Below are 16,808 nucleotides of genomic sequence, written 5' to 3'. Positions count from 1 at the left end.
GTGGCCGCCTCCCTCCCCGCCGCGTTCGACCTCTCGGGGCGCACGGCGCTCGTCACCGGTGCCGGCTCGCCGAGCGGCATCGGGATGGCCTGTGCGCGCCTGCTCGCCGAGTGCGGCGCGCGGGTCGTGCTCGGCGCGACGACCGACCGGGCCCACGAGCGGGCCGCCGAGCTGCGGGCCGAGGGCCACGAGGCCGCCGGCGCCGTCGCGGACCTGACGACCGAGGACGGTGCCGCGGCGGCCGTCGCCGCTGCCCTCGCGCTCGGCGGGGGGCTCGACGTCCTCGTCAACAACGCGGGGATGGTGTCGGTCGCCTCCGGCGGGGACTACCTCCAGGGCGACCTCGAGGGCACCCCGCCCGACCGCTGGTCGGCCTCCCTCGCCCGCAACCTCGACACCGCCTACCTCGTGACCCGGGCCGCGCTGCCGCACCTGCGCCGCAGCGGCTCGGGGCGCGTCGTCATGGTGTCCTCGACCGCCGGACCGGTCATGGCGCTGCGCTCCGACGTCGCGTACGCCGCGGCCAAGGCCGGGCTCGTCGGGCTGGCGCGGGCGCTGGCCGTCGACGAGGCGGTGCACGGGGTCACGGCCAACGCGGTCGCGCCCGGGTGGGTCGCGACGGGGTCGCAGACGCCGTCCGAGGAGCGCGAGGGGCACCTCGTCCCCGCGGCTCGCTCGGGCACGCCCGCCGAGGTGGCGGCGGCCGTCGCCTTCCTCGCGAGCCCGGGTGCCGCCTACGTCACCGGGCAGCTGCTCGTCGTCGACGGCGGCAACGGCGTGGCCGAGGAGCGACTGCCCGTCTGACCCGACGAGGTCGCGCCGGCCGCCGCCGGGGTTCCTGCCGGATGGTCACGCAGCTGCCGGCGCATCCGGCAGCATCCCCGGCGCCCGTTGCGGGGGCGTGGCCGTCAGCCGCGGTCGTGGAGGGTCACGTGGTAGCCGTCGGGGTCGGCGACGGTGAAGGTGCGCCCGAACGGCCCCTCGACGGGTGCGGCGACGATCTCGTGACCGGCCGCGACGAGCGCGTCGTGCATGGCGTCGACGTCGGTGGCGAGCATCCACAGGGCCGCGCCCACGCCCGGCCGCTGGCCGGCGTCGAGGTCGGTGCCCGGCACGACGTCGCGCAGGGCGAAGGCGACGGGCCGGGTCTCGAAGACGACCGCGTGCGGCGGGCCCGCGGGGGAGCGGACCAGGCCGAGGTGGGTCTCGTAGAACGCCTGCGCGACGTCGAGGTCGCGGACCTGGAGCGAGACGAAGTCGGGGCCGATGACGGGCATGGTGTCCTCCTGGACGGTACGTGTCAGTTGTCTGACACGATGGACCCTATGTCAGACTCCTGACATGAGTACAGCGGATGACGGCGTCGACCTCGGGACCTCCGTCGGGTACGAGCTCAAGGTGGCCTCCAGCGCGCTGCGCGCGGCGATGGAGCTGGCGCTGCGCCCGCTCGGGATGACCGTCACGCACTACTCGACGCTCGAGCTCCTCGCGCAGCGTCCGGGCCTGTCGGGCTCGCAGCTCGCGCGGGGGACGTTCGTCACGCGGCAGTCGATGCACGTGCTGCTGCAGTCGCTCGAGGAGCAGGGGCACGTCACGCGCCCGGCCGAGGCCGAGGTCGGGAAGTCGCTGCCGGCCACCCTCACGTCGCTGGGCCGCCGGCGGCTCGCGCTCGCGAGCGCGGCCGTCCGCGCGGTCGAGCTGCGGATGCTCGAGCGCCTGACCGAGGACGACCGCGCCGAGGCGCTCCGGCTCCTGCGCGCGATGACCGACGCCCTGCGCTGACCCCGCACGTGCGGGCTTTCCGTGGTCGGGTGTGGGTCGGGACAGCGGTAACCCCGCACGTGCGGGCTTTCCGCGGTCGGGACGGCGCACGGACGCTCGTAGAATCGGCGGGTGACCCGCCCCGTCCTGCGCCAGGTGCACACGATCGGCAAGCGGCGGGCGTGGGCGATCTGGGTCGTCGGCCTGTCGGTCTACGTGCTCGCCGTCTTCCACCGCACCTCGCTCGGCGTCGCCGGCCTGCTCGCCGCCGAGCGCTTCCACATCTCCGCCGCGCAGCTGTCGACCTTCACCGTCGTCCAGCTCGCCGTCTACGCGGCGATGCAGATCCCGGTCGGCGTGCTGCTCGACCGCTTCGGCTCCAAGAAGCTCATGCTCACCGGCCTGCTCCTCATGTCCGGCGGCCAGCTGTGGTTCGCCGTGGCGGGCTCCTTCGAGGTCGGTGTCGCGGCCCGCGTCATGCTCGGCGCCGGGGACGCGATGGTCTTCACGTCCCTGCTGCGCCTCGTCGCCGTCTGGTTCCGGGTCAAGCAGGCGCCGTTCATCACGCAGCTGACCGGCATGGTCGGCCAGCTCGGCGCGGTCGCCGCCGCGACCCCGCTCGCGGCAGCCCTCGCTGCCTTCGGCTGGACCCGCTCGTTCGCCACCGCCGGCGGGGTCGGGCTGCTGCTGTCGGTCGGGCTCGTCGCCGTCGTCAAGGACTCGCCCTACCGCGGCGAGGCCGTCGAGAAGATCAAGATCCGCGCCCTCGCGAAGACCCTCGCCGAGGTGTGGGGCAACCCGGGCACGCGCCTCGGCCTCTGGGTGCACTTCTCGTCGCAGTTCGGGGCGACCGTCTTCACGATGCTCTGGGGCTTCCCCTTCCTCGTCGTCCAGGGGATGTCCGAGCAGGCCGCCTCCCTCGTCCTCGTCGCGATGACGGTCACGGCGATGGCCGCCGGCCCGGTCGTCGCGGCCTTCACCGCCCGGATGCCGTACCGCCGCTCGCAGCTCGTCCTCGGCATCGTCGGGCTCATCGCCACGACCTGGGCGGTCGTGCTGCTGTGGCCCGGCCCGGCGCCCACCTGGCTGCTCTACCTGCTGGCCGTCGTCACGGCCTTCGGCGGACCGGGGTCGATGGTCGGGTTCGACCTCGCCCGCACCTTCCACCCGTCCTCGCGCCTCGGCCGCGCGACCGGCGTCGTCAACATCGGCGGGTTCACCGCGTCGCTGCTGGCCATCGCGCTCATCGGCGTCGTGCTCGACCACCTCGCGCCCGGCGGGCCGCAGGACTACACGCTCGACGACTTCCGCATCGCGATGTCGGTGCAGTTCCTCTTCTGGGGCCTCGGGGCCGTCCAGCTCGTCCGCTACCGGCGCCGCAGCCTGCGGCACATCGAGGAGGTCAACCCGGTCGCCCTCGACGCGCTGCGGGAGGGCGAGACGCTCCTGCCCGGCATCTCGCGCGACGTCGACGGCTGAGCCGCCGCGCAGCGTCGCGTTCGTTCGACGGTCATCGGGCGCTCGCGTGTCGGACCCGCCGCGGACACCGGCCCCTGCCTACCGTTGACCTCGGACCGGGCCACGTATGAGATGGCCCGGTCCGCCCGCGTCCGGGGGGTGCGGACGAGCGGCGGTCAGCCGGCGGTGCGCGGGCTGTAGGTGCCGCTGGGGTTCGCGCAGTAGCTGAACGGGGCGCCCTGGCGGGCGTGGTACTCCAGGACGCGCTGGTCGACGCGCAGGAGCAGCAGCTCGCCCTCGACGGTCATCTGCGTGTAGGCCATGCCCTTCTGCGGGCAGCCGAGCGACCCGTCGGCCCACGTGACCGCCATGTACCCGCCGATCTGCACGTCGCTCGCGACGATGCCCGCGCGGCCGGCGGCGTCCTGCATCGCGGCCTTCACCTCGGGACGGTCGGCGAGGTCGGCCGGCACGGCGCTGTCCGCCGGCGGCGGCACGGTGGGCGGGCTCGAAGGCAGCGGGCCGGTGGGGGAGCCGGAGGGCTCGACGGTCGGGAGCGTCGACGGCTGGTCGGAGGCGCTCGCGCCGCTGCCGGGGGTGCTCGTGCTGCCGCAGGCGGCGAGCAGCGTGGCGGTCAGGGCGGCGGTCAGCAGGAGGGGCAGGCGCACGGGGGTTCCTTCCGGTGGAGGTCCTCGGCGGTGGGACGCGTCGGGGACGGGACGGGTTCCGTGGCTCAGCGCAGGACGTGCCGCCCGATGACGAGGCGCTGGATCTGGTTGGTGCCCTCGAAGATCTGCGTGACCTTGGCCTCGCGCATGAACCGCTCGGCCGGGAAGTCCTGGGTGTAGCCGGCGCCACCGAGCACCTGCACGGCGTCGGTCGTCACCTTCATCGCGGCGTCGGTGGCGACGAGCTTGGCGACCGCCGCCTCCTTGCTGAAGGCGCGGCCGGCGTCCTTGAGGCGCGCGGCGTGGAGGTAGGTGGCGCGGGCGCTGGTCACCGCGGCCTCCATGTCGGCCAGCAGGAACGACAGGCCCTGGAACTCGCCGATGGCGCGCCCGAACTGCTTGCGCTCCTTGGCGTACGACGCGGCGAGATCGAGGGCGCCCTGTGCGAGACCGGTGCTCGCGGCGGCGATGCCCAACCGGCCTGCGTCGAGGGCGGACAGCGCGATGGCCATCCCCTGGCCCTCCTCGCCGATGAGGCGGTCGGCCGGGACGCGCACGTCGTCGAACATCACCTCGCGGACGGTGTCGCAGTGCAGGCCCATCTTCTTCTCGGGGGCGCTGAACGAGATGCCCTCGGCGTCGGCCGGGACGACGAGGCACGAGAGGCCGCGGCCGCCGTCGTCGGAGGTGCGGGCGAAGGTCGTGTAGTAGTCGGCGTGGCCGGCGTGGCTGATCCACGCCTTGCGGCCCCGGATGACGTAGGAGTCGCCGTCGCGCGTGGCGCGGGTGGTCATCGAGGCGATGTCGGAGCCGGCGAGCGGCTCGGAGAGGCAGTAGGCGCCGAGCTGCGCGCCCGAGAGCATCCCGGGCAGAAGGGCGGCCTGCTGCTCGGCGGTACCGAACGCGGTGACCGGGTAGGCGGTCAGCGAGTGGACCGAGACGCCGACGGCGACGCTCATCCAGGCGCTCGCGACCTCCTCGACGACCTGGAGGTAGACCTCGTACGGCTGCCCGTAGCCGCCGTGCTCCTCCGGGTGGGGGAGGGAGAGCAGCCCCGCCTCGCCCAGCGTGCGGAAGACCTCCGTCGGGAACTGCTCGCCGGTGGCGGCGGCGCGCTCGGCGTCGTCGACCTGCGGCCGCAGGGTCTTGTCGCAGATCTCGCGGGTCAGGTCGATGAGGTCCTGACCCTCCTCGGTCGGCATGAGCCTCGTCGCTGGCATGCCCCGAGCGTAACGAGATGGTCGGACGTCCAACAAAACCCGGGACGGACGGCCCGGGTCGTCGTCAGAGGACGGGCGGCTGGTGCGGGGCCGGGGCGCGGTCGGGGTCGCGGAAGCGTGAGAGCTCGGGACGCTTGGCCGTGCGCGCGTCCCCGGAGGACGTGCCGCGCACCCGGCGCTCGACCCAGGGGGCGGCGTGGGTGCGCACCCACTCGGCGTGCTGGCGCAGCTCGTCGGCGCGCGAGGTGCGCTCGGCGGGCGGCAGCGGGGCGGTCCAGTCCGCGGTGTCGGTCTCGTGGCCGAGCGCCGTGAGGGCCGCGAGCGCGACGCGGCGGTGGCCCTCGGTCGTCAGGTGGATGCGGTCCTCGGACCACATCCGCCAGTCCCGCAGCGCGCGCATGCCCCAGAGGTTGACGACGTGGCAGCCGTGGTCCTGCGCGATCGTGAAGATGTTGGCCGCGTGCACCGCGTGCCGCCCGCGCAGCGCCCGGAAGAGGCCGGCGTCGCGGGTGTCGGTGGGGGTCGCGAGCAGGACGTCGGCCCCGGAGGCGCGCAGGCGCACGACCGCCTCCTCGAGGCGGGAGGCGAGCGAGTCGAGGTCGACGCTCGGGCGCAGGAGGTCGTTGCCGCCTCCGACCATCGAGACGAGGTCGGGGGACATCTGCAGGGCGGTGTCGAGCTGCGGGCCGACGACGTCGGAGAGCGTGCGGCCGCGCACGGCGAGGTTGGCGTAGCCGAAGGGCAGGTGCTCGGCCTCGGCGACGCCGTCGAGCGCGTGGGCGAGCCGGTCGGCCCAGCCGACGAACGCGTCGGGGCGGTCGGGGTCCGGGTCGGACATCCCCTCGGTGAAGGAGTCGCCGATGGCGACGTAGCGGGTCCAGACCCGGCGCTCGGCGGGGTGGGTGGTCACGTGAGCCTCCAGTCGACCGGCGCGGCGCCGGCCTCGGTGAGCAGGGCGTTGGCGCGGGAGAACGGGCGGGAGCCGAAGAACCCGCCGTGCGCCGACAGCGGGCTGGGGTGGGCGGACTCGAGGCACGGGACGCCGGCCTCGGTGAGCCGTGGCGCGAGCGAGCGCGCATCGCGGCCCCAGAGGATCGCGACGAGGGGGCCGCCGCGCTCGGCGAGCGCCTCGATGGCCCGGCCGGTCACCTCCTCCCAGCCGCGGCCGCGGTGGCTGGCCGGCTTGCCGGGGGTGACGGTGAGGACGCGGTTGAGCAGGAGGACGCCCTGTTCGGCCCACGGGGTGAGGTCGCCGCTCGCGGGGCGGGGGAGGCCGAGGTCGGTCTCCATCTCCGTGTAGATGTTGACGAGGCTCTTCGGCACGGGGCGCACGTCGGGCTCGACGGAGAACGACAGGCCCATCGCGTGGCCGGGGGTCGGGTAGGGGTCCTGGCCGACGACGAGCACGCGGACGGCGTCGAGCGGCTGCTGGAAGGCCCGCAGCACGTGCGGCCCGCCGGGCAGGTACCCGCGGCCCGAGGCGACCTCCTCGCGGAGGAACTCGCCGAGCCGGGCGACGGTCTCCTCGACCGGTGCGAGGGCCTGCGCCCACGAGGGGTGGACCAGCTCGTGCAGCGGCCGGGCGGGGCTCGGGGAGGGCGCGGAGGACATCGGGCCCACGGTAGTCCCCGCCGGTCGGCGCCCCGCCGGGAGCACCCGCCCGGGTCCGCGCCGGCGGTGTCCCCACCGATTGCGAGTTCCGCCGCTGGACACGCCTGCGCACGGCGCGTCGAGCGGCGCAACTCGCAATGAGTCGACTCTGGGGGTGGGAAAGCCTCAGGCGAGGATGCCGCGGACCTCGTCGAGGCGGGCCGGCACGAGGCGGTACCACGCCCACGAGCCGCGGCGCTCGCGCTCGAGGAGGCCGGCGTCGGTGAGGACCTTGAGGTGGTGCGACACGGTCGGCTGGGCGAGCCTGACGAGGTCGGTGAGGTCACAGACGCACGCCTCGCCGGCGTCCGTCGCGCGGATCGCGCTGACCAGCCTCAGGCGCACGGGGTCGGCGACGGCCTTGAGGAGGGCCGCGCTGCGCTCGGCGTCCTCGCGCGACATCCCACCGTCGACGCCGATGCCGCAGCAGGCGCCGGTGGTGCTCGTGAGGGGCAGCTCGCGGACCGGCACGGGGGACCTCCTGGGGCGACGGACCTCCATATTGACACACATCGATGTGGTGGTCCACGCTGTCCTCATCGACGCTCGTCGATGCCAGTCCTCGTCCCGGAGGTGCCCGCCGTGACCACCGCCCCGTCCGCCCCGCCACCGACCGGCCGCGTCCAGATCGCGCTCAACGTCAGCGACCTCGAGGCCTCCGTCGCCTTCTACACGGCGATGTTCGGGGTCGCGCCGCACAAGCGCCGCCCGGGGTACGCGAACTTCGCCGTCGAGCAGCCGCCGCTCAAGCTCGTCCTCATCGAGACGAGCGAGGCCACCCGCGGCAGCGGCGCCGCCGGCGCGCTCAACCACCTCGGGGTCGAGGTCGGCTCGACCGCCGACGTCGCCGCGGCCCGCGAGCGGTTCTCGGACGCCGGCCTCGCGAGCTTCGACGAGGACGACACGACGTGCTGCTACGCCCTCCAGGACAAGGTCTGGGTCCACGACCCGGCCGGCGCCCCGTGGGAGGTCTACACCGTCAAGGACGAGGACCCCGCCGACGCGCGCCCGGCGACCGCGAGCCTCGAGGTGCTCGGCGCCGAGGGAGCCTGCTGCTCGTGACCGTCCCCACCGACGCCCCGGCTCCCGCCCTCGCGGGCGCCGTCCGGCTGTCGACCCTCGACCGGCTGCTCCCCCTCTGGATCGGCCTCGCGATGGTCGTCGGGCTCCTGCTCGGCCGGCTCGTCCCCGGTCTCGGCGAGGGGCTCTCGGCCGTCGAGGTCGACGGCGTCTCGCTGCCCATCGCGCTCGGCCTGCTCGTCATGATGTACCCCGTGCTGGCCAAGGTCCGCTACGACCGGCTCGACAGCGTGACCGGCGACCGGCGGATGCTCGTCGCCAGCCTCGTCCTCAACTGGGTGCTCGGCCCGGCCCTGATGTTCGCCCTCGCCTGGCTGCTGCTCCCGGACCTGCCGGAGTACCGCACCGGGCTCGTCGTCGTCGGGCTCGCCCGCTGCATCGCGATGGTCGTCATCTGGAACGACCTCGCGTGCGGCGACCGCGAGGCCGCGGCGGTGCTCGTCGCGCTCAACTCGGTCTTCCAGGTGCTCGCGTTCGCCGGCCTGGGCTGGTTCTACCTGTCGGTCCTGCCGGGGTGGCTCGGCCTGCAGCAGACCGCCCTCGACGTCTCGGCGTGGGACATCGCGCGGTCGGTGCTGGTCTTCCTCGGCATCCCGCTCGTGCTCGGCTACCTCTCGCGCCGCATCGGCGAGCGTCGGTGGGGCAGAGCGGCGTACGAGCGCTCGTTCCTGCCGCGCATCGGCCCGTGGGCGCTCTACGGGCTGCTCTTCACGATCGTCGTGCTCTTCGCGCTCCAGGGCGAGCAGGTGACGAGCCGGCCGCTCGACGTCGTCCGCATCGCCCTGCCGCTGCTCGCCTACTTCGTCCTCATGTGGGGCGGCGGGTTCGTGCTCGGGCGGGGCATCGGCCTCGGCTACGCGCGGACGACGACGCTCGCGTTCACCGCGGCCGGCAACAACTTCGAGCTCGCCATCGCCGTCGCCATCGCGACCTTCGGCGCGACCTCCGGGCAGGCGCTCGCCGGGGTCGTCGGGCCGCTCATCGAGGTGCCCGTCCTCGTCGGGCTCGTCTACGTCTCGCTCGCCCTCCGGAAGGGGTTCTCCCGTGCCTGACCGTCCGTCCGTCATGTTCGTCTGCGTCCACAACGCCGGCCGCTCGCAGATGGCCGCCGCCTGGCTGCACCACCTCTCGGGCGGGGCCGTCGAGGTCCGCTCGGCGGGCAGCGCCCCCGGCGACGCCGTCAACCCGGTGGCCGTCGAGGCCATGCGCGAGGTCGGCATCGACATCGCCGCCGAGCGGCCCAAGGTCCTCACGCCCGAGGCGGTGCAGGCCTCCGACGTCGTCGTGACGATGGGCTGCGGCGACACCTGCCCGATCTTCCCGGGCACGCGCTACGAGGACTGGGTCCTCGAGGACCCGGCCGGGCAGGGCCTGGCGATGGTGCGCGGCGTGCGCGACGAGATCCTCGAGCGCGTGCTCGCGCTCCTCGACGAGCTCGGCGTCCCGGCCGCCCACCAGTCCCACTGACTGCGAGTTCCGCCGCCCGACCCGCCCCGGAACGGCGCGTCGGGCGGCGGAACTCGCAAGAAGTCGGGAGAAGGCGGGTGGGGTCGGACCCTCGACCGCGGGGCGGCCGGGGGTGGACCGCCGCCCGGGTGCCGACGCCGCCCCGTCAGACTGGACCGGTGACCGCGACCCCGCCCTGGCCGACCGTCCTCTTCGACCTCGACGGCACCCTCGCCGACACGATCCCGCTCATCGTCGCCTCCTACCAGCACGCCTTCCGGGCGGTGCTCGGCGAGGAGGTCGAGGAGACCCGGGCGCGCGCGTGGATCGGCCGCCCGCTGCTCGAGGCGCTGCTCGAGGAGAGCCCCGAGCACGGCCACGCGCTCGACGCCACCTACCGCGAGTGGAACCTCGCGAACACCGGCCGGCTCATCCGCCGCTACGAGGGGGTGCCCGAGCTCCTCGAGGCCCTCCACGCGGCCGGCGTCACGACCGCGGTCGTCACCTCCAAGCGCCAGGAGACCGCCCGGCTCGCGCTCGAGGGCGTCGGCATCGACCACCTCGTCGAGGTCGTCGCCGGCCTCGAGGACACCGACCGCCACAAGCCCGCCCCGGACCCCCTCCTGCGCGGCGCCACGGTGCTCGGCGTCGACCCGGCGCGCTGCGTCTACGTCGGGGACGCGACGGTCGACGTGCAGGCGGCGCAGGCCGCGGGGATGGCCGCCGTGGCCGTCACGTGGGGCGCCGGCGACCGTGCAGCGCTCGCGGCCCAGGGCCCGACGGCCCTCGTCGACGAGGTCGCCGACCTGCAGGCGCTCCTGCTCGGGCTGCGCGCCTCCTAGACTCCCGCCCGTGCACCCCACCACCCCGTACTCCCCGAACGCCCACGAGGAGCTCGCGACCCTCCTCGACGCCGTCACCGCGTACGCCGAGGAGCGCATCCGGATGGAGCCGCCGCTCGACCGCGTGCGGACCCAGGAGGACCTCGACGCGACGCTCGGCCGCACCGTCACGGCCCACGGGCTCGGCGGCTCCGAGGCGATGCGCATCTTCGCCGACGAGCTCGCGCCCGCGTGCCTCTCGGTCGACCACCCGCGCTACCTCTCCTTCATCCCGTGCGCGCCGAGCGACGCCTCGGTCGTCTTCGACCTCGTCGTCGGTGCCTCGTCGATCTACGCCGGGTCCTGGCTCGAGGGCTCGGGCGCGGTCTGGGCCGAGAACCAGGCGCTGCGCTGGATCGCCGACCTCGTCGGGCTGCCGGAGGGCGCCGGTGGCGTCTTCGTCCCCGGCGGCACCATCGGCAACCTGTCGGCGCTCGTCGCGGCGCGCGCCACCGCCCGCCACCGCGCGGCCGCCGGCGACCGCCCCTGGCGCGTCGCGGCCACCGCGGGCGCGCACAGCTCCATCGCGTCGGCCTGCGAGGTGATGGACGCCGAGCTCGTCGGCGTGCCGGCCGACGACGCCGGCCGGCTCACCGGACCGGCGCTGCGCCGGGCCATCGAGGAGCACGGCCCCGAGACCTTCTTCGCCGTCGTCGCGACCTGCGGCACGACCAATTTCGGCATCGTCGACGACCTCGCGTCGGTGGCCGAGGTGTGCCGCGAGCACGGCATCTGGTTCCACGTCGACGGCGCGTACGGCGGGGCCGGGCTCGCCGCCCCGTCGGTGCGCGAGCTCTACGCGGGCATCGAGCACTGCGACTCCTTCATCGTCGACCCGCACAAGTGGCTCTTCGCGCCCTTCGACTGCTGTGCGTTGCTCTACCGCGAGCCGGCGCTCGCCCGCGCCGCGCACACCCAGAAGGCCGGCTACCTCGACGTCCTCACCGAGGCCCCCGACTGGAACCCCACCGACTACTCCGTCGGCCTGACCCGGCGGGCGCGCGGCCTGCCGTTCTGGTTCTCCCTCGTCGTCAACGGCACCGACGCCTACACGGCCGCCGTCGAGCGCACGCTGGACGTCGCCCGGTACGCCGAGGCCGAGGTCGCCCGCCGCCCCGAGCTCGAGCTGGTCCGCGATCGCGACCTGTCGGTGGTCGTCTTCCGGCGCCTCGGCTGGTCGCCCGCCGACTACCAGGCCTGGTCGGACCGGATGCTCGCCGACGAGTTCGCCTTCGTCGTGCCGACGACGCACGACGGCGAGACGCTGGCCCGCTTCGCGATCGTCAACCCCGCGACGACGGAGGACGACATCCGGGACATCCTCGACACGATGGCCTGAGCCGGCCCGACCGCACCCGGCGCGGCTGCTGGGGGGCGTGGGTCGTGTGTGACGGGTGAGCTGACCGCCGCGCGAGGTGTCCAGCCGACACGCCGCAGGACGCGCCGAGCGGAATGACACGGGTGTCATTCCGCGGCTAGAGTGAGGCCCGAAGCCACACGCGACGAAGGGTCGAGAACACACCGTGAGTGCCGCCTCCGAACAGGTCACCCCTGCCGTCAGCGTCTCGGACCTCTCCGAGCGCGACCGTGAGGTGCTCGCCTTCGAGCGGCAGTGGTGGAAGTACGCCGGCTCCAAGGAGACCGCCATCAAGGAGCTCTTCGACATGAGCTCGACGCGGTACTACCAGGTGCTCAACGGCCTCATCGACAACCCGGTGGCCCTCGCCCACGACCCGATGCTCGTCAAGCGGCTGCGCCGCCTGCGCGCGAGCCGCCAGCGCGCCCGCTCGGCCCGACGCCTCGGCATGGAGCCCTGAGCCGGGGAGCCCCCAGAACCAGAGATGCCCGTCCGTGAGGGAAGCCGGACGGGCATCTCTGCTGTCCGGGCCCCTCCGAGCCGCCCCACCCCACGGGTCGAACGAACAGGACACGCCGCGTGCGTGGTGGCGCAGGCGGCGTGTCCTGTTCGCTCGACGGGGTGGACCCGCGGGGGGAGGGGTCAGGGGAGGTCGGGGTCGGGGAACTCGACCGGCCAGCCCTTCTTGGCCAGCTGGTCGCGCACCCGGCGCAGGTCCTTGTCGCTGGGGTCGGCGTGCGTGTACTCGGTGATGGCCGCCGCGATGTCCGACGGGCCGGCCGGGCTGACGTCCGCGCGCCGCAGGGCCTTGGCGACCTTCTTGACCTCGGAGCGGGTCAGCCGGCGCTCGAGCAGCGCGAGCAGCGGCACGTAGTCGTGCTCGGGCACGCCGCCCGGGTAGCCCTCGCGCAGCCAGTTGACGATGCGGGCGAGCGGGCTGCCCTCGCGCGGCGGGGCCTCGTCCTCCTCCTCGTCCATGCCGCCGAGCGGCCAGCCGCCGAGGACGAGCTTGGCCGAGACCTGGCGGACCTGCTCGTCCTCGGGGACGAGGGCGCGCACGGCGCGGCGGGAGAGGACCTTCTCGGCGGCCAGCTTGCGCAGCACGTCGTGCGCCGCGTGGGTGCCGAGCTGCTCCTGGAGGACCGCTCCGAGGGCGGCCGCCTCGGCGTCGGGGACGCCGTCGGGGAAACCGGCCCGGATGTGGGCGATCACCGAGTGCGACAGCTGCGGCATGGCGGGACTCACTTCTTGTCGACGATGGTCGGGAGGACGTGCTCGAAGCTCACGGCCTTCCCGAAGCCGCTCGCGACGATGAGCACGAGGCCGAGCACGACCCCGCCGAGGATGACCGCGACGAGCAGCCCGGCGAGCAGCCGGCCGAGCGACGAGTACCGCACGCTACCGTCCGGTGCCTCCTCGGCGCCGACGACGAGCGCGCGCATGGCGAGGGCGTAGATCACGGGCAGGCCGGCCCCGAAGAGGAGGCCGACGACGAGGACGTCGGCGGCGCCCTGGAGGGCGAGCTGGAGGCTGCGCATGGTGGTCGGTCCTCTCCGTCAGCGGGTGGGGGTCTTGGTGGGGGCGGGGGCGGCCGGGGTGGGCTCGCCGCCGGCGGCGCCCCACTCCTCGGTGACGTTGTGGGCCCCGACGTGCTCCCGCTTCGAGCGCAGGTACATGAAGAGCGAGGCGGCGCAGAGGATCGCGAAGACGAGCAGCGCACCGGGCGCGCCGCCGAGCGTGTGGCCGACCCACCACATGAGCGCGCCCATCCCGGCGGCGATGGGGAAGGTCAGCGCCCACGCGACGACCATCCGGCCGGCCGTCGACCAGCGCACGTGCGTGCCGCGCCCGAGCCCGCCACCGAGGACGGAGCCGGTCGCGACGTGGGTCGTCGAGAGGGCGAACCCGAGGTGGCTCGAGGCGAGGAGCACCGCCGCCGTCGCGCCGTCGCTCGAGAGGCCCTGGCGCGGCGTGATGTCGACCAGGCCCTTGCCGAGGGTGCGGATGATCCGCCAGCCGCCGATGTAGGTGCCGAGGGCGATGGCCGTCGCGGCGCTCACCTTGACCCAGATCGGCACGGCGTCGGTGCGGTCCCAGTGGCCGCTCGCGATGAGGGCGAGGGTCATGACGCCCATCGTCTTCTGTGCGTCGTTGGTGCCGTGCGCGAGCGAGACGAGGGAGGCGCTGCCGATCTGGCCCCAGCGGAAGTAGCGCTCGTTGAGCCGGTCCATGACCGAGGCGGTGATGCGGTGCACGAGCCAGCAGCCGATGAACGCGACGGCGAGCGCGACGGCGGGGGAGAGCAGCGAGGGCAGGAGGATCTTGCCGACGACGCCGTCGAGCTTGGTGCCGTCGCCGGTCCACTTGACGCCCGCGAGGCCGAGGCCCGCGGCGCCGGCGCCGGTCAGGCCGCCGAGCAGGGCGTGCGAGGAGCTCGAGGGCAGGCCGAGCAGCCAGGTGAAGAGGTTCCAGACGATGCCGCCGACGAGGCCGGCGAGCACGATGAGCAGCAGCGCCTCACCGCCACCGGTCAGGAGCTCGGGCCGTGGGGCGCCGCTCTTGTCCTGGATCTTGATGACGGCGTTCGACACGGTGAGGGCGACCTCGACGGACAGGAAGGCGCCGACGAGGTTGAGCACCGCGCTGAGGCCGACCGCCACCTTGGGCGCGAGGGCCCCGGTGGAGATCGACGCCGCCATCGCGTTGGCCGTGTCGTGGAAGCCGTTCGTGAAGTCGAAGGCCAGGGCCGTCACGATGACGAGCACGAGGATGAGGGTCGCTGCGTCCACGAGGCACCAGTCTGGGGCGGCAACCCTCGCTTCACCAAGACGGGGGTCGTCGTTCACCCGCTGTTCATCCGGCGCATGGGGCCGGTGCGGCGCACGGGGCGTGCGGGGCGCGCCGGGCGGCCGTCTTTGTCAGGATGGGGGGATGAGCGACCTGGACTGGAGCACCCCGGACGGACTCGCGGCGATCCGCGCGCACCTCGTGGACCGCATCGACGGCTGGCGGGAGCCCGCGGCGCACGCGGTGGGCCTGTCGCCGGCGTCCTCGACCCCGGACTGGGTCTTCCCGCACGTCACGGCCACCCCCGGCGGGCGCCCGGCCCTCGCGACGGTCGTCCTCGCGACGGTGCTCGGCCACGACGGCTCGACGGCCACCCTGCCGCTCTCGCGCTCCGACCTCGAGGCCGCGGTCGAGTCGCTCGCGCCCGCCGAGGCCTGCACCGACCTGCCGCACCCGAACCTCGCCGCGTGGCGCGAGGTGCTCCACGAGCTGGACGGCAACCCGGCGCGCGAGGCGGTCGCGGTCTTCGTCGCCGACCTCGGCGACCCGGTCGCCTCCGAGGCGGATGCCTCCCTGCGCGTCCACGTCGAGGGCGTCGACCCGGCGCTCTGAGCCGGTCCGCCGGAGTCGGTGCCCCTCAGGCAGCGTTTGCACTCTCCGGGTGAGAGTGCCAATAATGGCCATTAGCACTCTCACCATGAGAGTGACAGAACAGACCGGTCCGGTGAGGGCAGGTGCGCCGACGGTGACGTGAGCCGCGGCCCCGGCCCGTCCGTCGCGGGCACCGCCCGGTCCCACCAACGTTTCGCGTGGGAGGAACCACCCGAATGGCCAAGATCATCGCATTCGATGAGGAGGCGCGCCGCGGTCTCGAGCGAGGGATGAACATCCTCGCCGACGCCGTCAAGGTGACGCTCGGTCCGAAGGGCCGCAACGTCGTCCTGGAGAAGAAGTGGGGCGCCCCCACCATCACCAACGACGGTGTCTCGATCGCCAAGGAGATCGAGCTCGACGACCCGTACGAGAAGATCGGCGCGGAGCTCGTCAAGGAGGTCGCCAAGAAGACCGACGACGTCGCCGGTGACGGCACGACGACGGCCACCGTCCTCGCCCAGGCGCTCGTCCGCGAGGGCCTGCGCAACGTCGCCGCCGGGGCCAACCCGATGGCGCTCAAGCGCGGCATCGAGAAGGCCGTGCGCGCCGTCTCCGACGAGCTCCTGGCCAACGCCAAGGACGTCGAGACCAAGGAGCAGATCGCGGCCACCGCCTCGATCTCCGCCGCTGACCCCCAGATCGGCGAGATGATCGCCGAGGCCATGGACAAGGTCGGCAAGGAAGGCGTCATCACCGTCGAGGAGAGCAACACCTTCGGCCTCGAGCTCGAGCTCACCGAGGGCATGCGCTTCGACAAGGGCTACATCAGCCACTACTTCGTCACCGACACCGAGCGCATGGAGGCCGTGCTCGAGGACCCCTACGTCCTCATCGCGAACTCCAAGATCGGGTCGATCAAGGACCTGCTGCCCCTCCTCGAGAAGGTCATGCAGTCCGGCAAGCCGCTCCTCGTCATCTCCGAGGACGTCGACGGCGAGGCCCTGAGCACGCTCGTGGTCAACAAGATCCGCGGCACCTTCAAGTCCGTCGCCGTCAAGGCCCCGGGCTTCGGTGACCGTCGCAAGGCCATGCTCGGCGACATCGCCATCCTCACCGGTGGCCAGGTCATCTCCGAGGAGGTCGGGCTCAAGCTCGACACCGCGGACCTCTCGCTCCTCGGCCGCGCCCGCAAGGTCGTCGTCACCAAGGACGAGACGACGATCGTCGAGGGTGCCGGTGACAACGACCAGATCCAGGGTCGCGTCAACCAGATCCGCGCCGAGATCGAGAAGACCGACTCGGACTACGACCGCGAGAAGCTCCAGGAGCGCCTCGCCAAGCTCGCCGGCGGCGTCGCCGTCATCAAGGCGGGCGCGGCCACCGAGGTCGAGCTCAAGGAGCGCAAGCACCGCATCGAGGACGCCGTGCGCAACGCCAAGGCTGCCGTCGAGGAGGGGATCGTCGCCGGTGGTGGCGTGGCCCTGCTCCAGGCGACCACGGCGGCGTTCGAGAAGCTCGAGGTCGAGGGTGACGAGGCCACCGGCGCGAACATCGTCCGCGTCGCCGCGTCCGCCCCGCTCAAGCAGATCGCGGTCAACGCCGGCCTCGAGGGCGGCGTCGTCTCCGAGAAGGTCTCCAACCTGCCCTCCGGCCACGGCCTCAACGCCGCGACCGGCGAGTACGTCGACCTCATCGCCGCGGGCATCATCGACCCGGCGAAGGTCACCCGCTCGGCGCTGCAGAACGCGGCGTCCATCGCGGCGCTGTTCCTCACCACCGAGGCGGTCATCGCCGACAAGCCCGAGAAGTCGGCCCCGGCGATGCCGGGTGGCGACGAGATGGGCGGCATGGGCTTCTGAGCCCCTGACGCACCACGGGTCACGACCGACGGGCGGTCCTCCTCACG

Annotated in this window: 20 protein-coding genes; 11 read left to right on the top strand and 9 right to left on the bottom strand. The window is 73.7% G+C overall.

Going from position 1 to position 16,808, the window contains the following annotated elements; translation table 11 throughout:
* Positions 1-804 carry an SDR family NAD(P)-dependent oxidoreductase gene (locus HL663_RS00640; RefSeq protein WP_173026577.1) on the top strand — a complete coding sequence of 268 codons (804 nt, stop codon included), beginning with the start codon at positions 1-3 and terminating at the stop codon, positions 802-804.
* A gap of 104 nt (positions 805-908) precedes the next feature.
* Here the strand turns inward: HL663_RS00640 and HL663_RS00635 are convergent, their stop codons facing one another.
* Positions 909-1,277 carry a VOC family protein gene (locus tag HL663_RS00635; protein WP_173026575.1) on the bottom strand — a complete coding sequence of 123 codons (369 nt, stop codon included), beginning with the start codon at positions 1,275-1,277 and terminating at the stop codon, positions 909-911.
* 64 nt (positions 1,278-1,341) lie between these two features.
* Between HL663_RS00635 and HL663_RS00630 the strand changes: the two genes are divergently transcribed.
* Both HL663_RS00630 and HL663_RS00625 read left to right on the top strand, forming a co-directional pair.
* Positions 1,342-1,782, top strand: coding sequence for a MarR family winged helix-turn-helix transcriptional regulator (locus tag HL663_RS00630; RefSeq protein WP_173026573.1), 441 nt, complete (start codon positions 1,342-1,344; stop codon positions 1,780-1,782).
* 111 nt (positions 1,783-1,893) lie between these two features.
* A complete protein-coding gene (locus HL663_RS00625; RefSeq protein ID WP_173026572.1) occupies positions 1,894-3,240 on the top strand; it encodes an MFS transporter in 1,347 nt (448 codons plus the stop codon).
* A gap of 155 nt (positions 3,241-3,395) precedes the next feature.
* On the opposite strand, the gene HL663_RS00620 is transcribed toward HL663_RS00625, so the two are convergent.
* The 5 genes from HL663_RS00620 to HL663_RS00600 all read right to left on the bottom strand — a co-directional run bounded on the left by HL663_RS00620 (position 3,396) and on the right by HL663_RS00600 (position 7,228).
* Positions 3,396-3,887 (bottom strand): DUF8738 domain-containing protein, encoded by a 492-nt coding sequence (locus HL663_RS00620; RefSeq protein WP_173026570.1) that lies wholly within the window; start codon positions 3,885-3,887, stop codon positions 3,396-3,398.
* Between the two features lie 65 nt (positions 3,888-3,952).
* Positions 3,953-5,107 (bottom strand): acyl-CoA dehydrogenase family protein, encoded by a 1,155-nt coding sequence (locus HL663_RS00615; protein WP_173026568.1) that lies wholly within the window; start codon positions 5,105-5,107, stop codon positions 3,953-3,955.
* Between the two features lie 64 nt (positions 5,108-5,171).
* Positions 5,172-5,945 (bottom strand): SGNH/GDSL hydrolase family protein, encoded by a 774-nt coding sequence (locus HL663_RS00610; RefSeq protein ID WP_173029916.1) that lies wholly within the window; start codon positions 5,943-5,945, stop codon positions 5,172-5,174.
* Positions 5,946-6,013: 68 nt separating this feature from the next.
* Complete coding sequence (locus HL663_RS00605) at positions 6,014-6,718, bottom strand: uracil-DNA glycosylase (RefSeq protein WP_173026566.1); 705 nt, start codon at positions 6,716-6,718, stop codon at positions 6,014-6,016.
* Between the two features lie 165 nt (positions 6,719-6,883).
* Positions 6,884-7,228, bottom strand: coding sequence for an ArsR/SmtB family transcription factor (locus tag HL663_RS00600; protein WP_286175822.1), 345 nt, complete (start codon positions 7,226-7,228; stop codon positions 6,884-6,886).
* Between the two features lie 111 nt (positions 7,229-7,339).
* On the opposite strand from HL663_RS00600, the gene HL663_RS00595 reads away from it, so the two are divergent.
* The 6 genes from HL663_RS00595 to HL663_RS00570 all read left to right on the top strand — a co-directional run bounded on the left by HL663_RS00595 (position 7,340) and on the right by HL663_RS00570 (position 11,981).
* Positions 7,340-7,819 (top strand): ArsI/CadI family heavy metal resistance metalloenzyme, encoded by a 480-nt coding sequence (locus HL663_RS00595; protein ID WP_286175821.1) that lies wholly within the window; start codon positions 7,340-7,342, stop codon positions 7,817-7,819.
* A 92-nt stretch (positions 7,820-7,911) separates the two neighbouring features.
* Entirely contained in the window at positions 7,912-8,889 is a 978-nt protein-coding gene (arsB, locus tag HL663_RS00590; protein ID WP_216842717.1) for an ACR3 family arsenite efflux transporter, read from the top strand.
* Between the two features lie 13 nt (positions 8,890-8,902).
* Positions 8,903-9,304 carry an arsenate reductase ArsC gene (locus HL663_RS00585; protein WP_502709045.1) on the top strand — a complete coding sequence of 134 codons (402 nt, stop codon included), beginning with the start codon at positions 8,903-8,905 and terminating at the stop codon, positions 9,302-9,304.
* Positions 9,305-9,462: 158 nt separating this feature from the next.
* Positions 9,463-10,125 (top strand): HAD family hydrolase, encoded by a 663-nt coding sequence (locus tag HL663_RS00580; protein WP_173026559.1) that lies wholly within the window; start codon positions 9,463-9,465, stop codon positions 10,123-10,125.
* Between the two features lie 10 nt (positions 10,126-10,135).
* Complete coding sequence (locus tag HL663_RS00575) at positions 10,136-11,503, top strand: pyridoxal phosphate-dependent decarboxylase family protein (RefSeq protein WP_286175820.1); 1,368 nt, start codon at positions 10,136-10,138, stop codon at positions 11,501-11,503.
* 184 nt (positions 11,504-11,687) lie between these two features.
* A complete protein-coding gene (locus HL663_RS00570) occupies positions 11,688-11,981 on the top strand; it encodes a DUF3263 domain-containing protein (protein ID WP_173026558.1) in 294 nt (97 codons plus the stop codon).
* Between the two features lie 182 nt (positions 11,982-12,163).
* Here the strand turns inward: HL663_RS00570 and HL663_RS00565 are convergent, their stop codons facing one another.
* Genes HL663_RS00565 through HL663_RS00555 form a run of 3 tightly spaced genes read right to left on the bottom strand, consistent with a single transcriptional unit; the run spans position 12,164 to position 14,310 of the window.
* Positions 12,164-12,754, bottom strand: coding sequence for a DUF3349 domain-containing protein (locus HL663_RS00565; RefSeq protein ID WP_173026557.1), 591 nt, complete (start codon positions 12,752-12,754; stop codon positions 12,164-12,166).
* Between the two features lie 8 nt (positions 12,755-12,762).
* Positions 12,763-13,059, bottom strand: a complete 297-nt coding sequence (locus HL663_RS00560; RefSeq protein WP_173026556.1) for a hypothetical protein — start codon at positions 13,057-13,059, stop codon at positions 12,763-12,765.
* Between the two features lie 18 nt (positions 13,060-13,077).
* Positions 13,078-14,310, bottom strand: coding sequence for an inorganic phosphate transporter (locus HL663_RS00555; RefSeq protein ID WP_173026555.1), 1,233 nt, complete (start codon positions 14,308-14,310; stop codon positions 13,078-13,080).
* 142 nt (positions 14,311-14,452) lie between these two features.
* Between HL663_RS00555 and HL663_RS00550 the strand changes: the two genes are divergently transcribed.
* Both HL663_RS00550 and groL read left to right on the top strand, forming a co-directional pair.
* Complete coding sequence (locus HL663_RS00550; RefSeq protein WP_173026554.1) at positions 14,453-14,920, top strand: hypothetical protein; 468 nt, start codon at positions 14,453-14,455, stop codon at positions 14,918-14,920.
* A gap of 215 nt (positions 14,921-15,135) precedes the next feature.
* Positions 15,136-16,761 carry a chaperonin GroEL gene (gene groL / locus HL663_RS00545; RefSeq protein ID WP_173026553.1) on the top strand — a complete coding sequence of 542 codons (1,626 nt, stop codon included), beginning with the start codon at positions 15,136-15,138 and terminating at the stop codon, positions 16,759-16,761.
* The last annotated feature ends 47 nt before the right edge of the window (positions 16,762-16,808 follow it).

Origin of the sequence: Arthrobacter sp. NEB 688, assembly GCF_013201035.1 — a bacterium.
In the GTDB taxonomy this organism is placed as follows: Bacteria; Actinomycetota; Actinomycetes; order Actinomycetales; family Dermatophilaceae; genus Phycicoccus.
The sequence above is the reverse complement of the archived record's forward strand: the minus strand, read 5'-3'. Positions and strand labels throughout refer to the sequence as shown.

Bases quoted from the DNA above. Each gene is read 5' to 3' on its own strand.
- HL663_RS00585 (WP_502709045.1), top strand. From the start codon at position 8,903: ATGTTCGTCTGCGTCCACAACGCCGGCCGCTCGCAGATGGCCGCCGCC.
- HL663_RS00610 (WP_173029916.1), bottom strand. From the start codon at position 5,945: ATGTCCGACCCGGACCCCGACCGCCCCGACGCGTTCGTCGGCTGGGCC.
- groL (WP_173026553.1), top strand. From the start codon at position 15,136: ATGGCCAAGATCATCGCATTCGATGAGGAGGCGCGCCGCGGTCTCGAG.
- HL663_RS00565 (WP_173026557.1), bottom strand. From the start codon at position 12,754: ATGCCGCAGCTGTCGCACTCGGTGATCGCCCACATCCGGGCCGGTTTC.
- HL663_RS00560 (WP_173026556.1), bottom strand. From the start codon at position 13,059: ATGCGCAGCCTCCAGCTCGCCCTCCAGGGCGCCGCCGACGTCCTCGTC.
- HL663_RS00630 (WP_173026573.1), top strand. From the start codon at position 1,342: ATGAGTACAGCGGATGACGGCGTCGACCTCGGGACCTCCGTCGGGTAC.
- HL663_RS00605 (WP_173026566.1), bottom strand. From the start codon at position 6,718: ATGTCCTCCGCGCCCTCCCCGAGCCCCGCCCGGCCGCTGCACGAGCTG.
- HL663_RS00615 (WP_173026568.1), bottom strand. From the start codon at position 5,107: ATGCCAGCGACGAGGCTCATGCCGACCGAGGAGGGTCAGGACCTCATC.
- HL663_RS00635 (WP_173026575.1), bottom strand. From the start codon at position 1,277: ATGCCCGTCATCGGCCCCGACTTCGTCTCGCTCCAGGTCCGCGACCTC.
- HL663_RS00550 (WP_173026554.1), top strand. From the start codon at position 14,453: ATGAGCGACCTGGACTGGAGCACCCCGGACGGACTCGCGGCGATCCGC.
- arsB (WP_216842717.1), top strand. From the start codon at position 7,912: ATGGTCGTCGGGCTCCTGCTCGGCCGGCTCGTCCCCGGTCTCGGCGAG.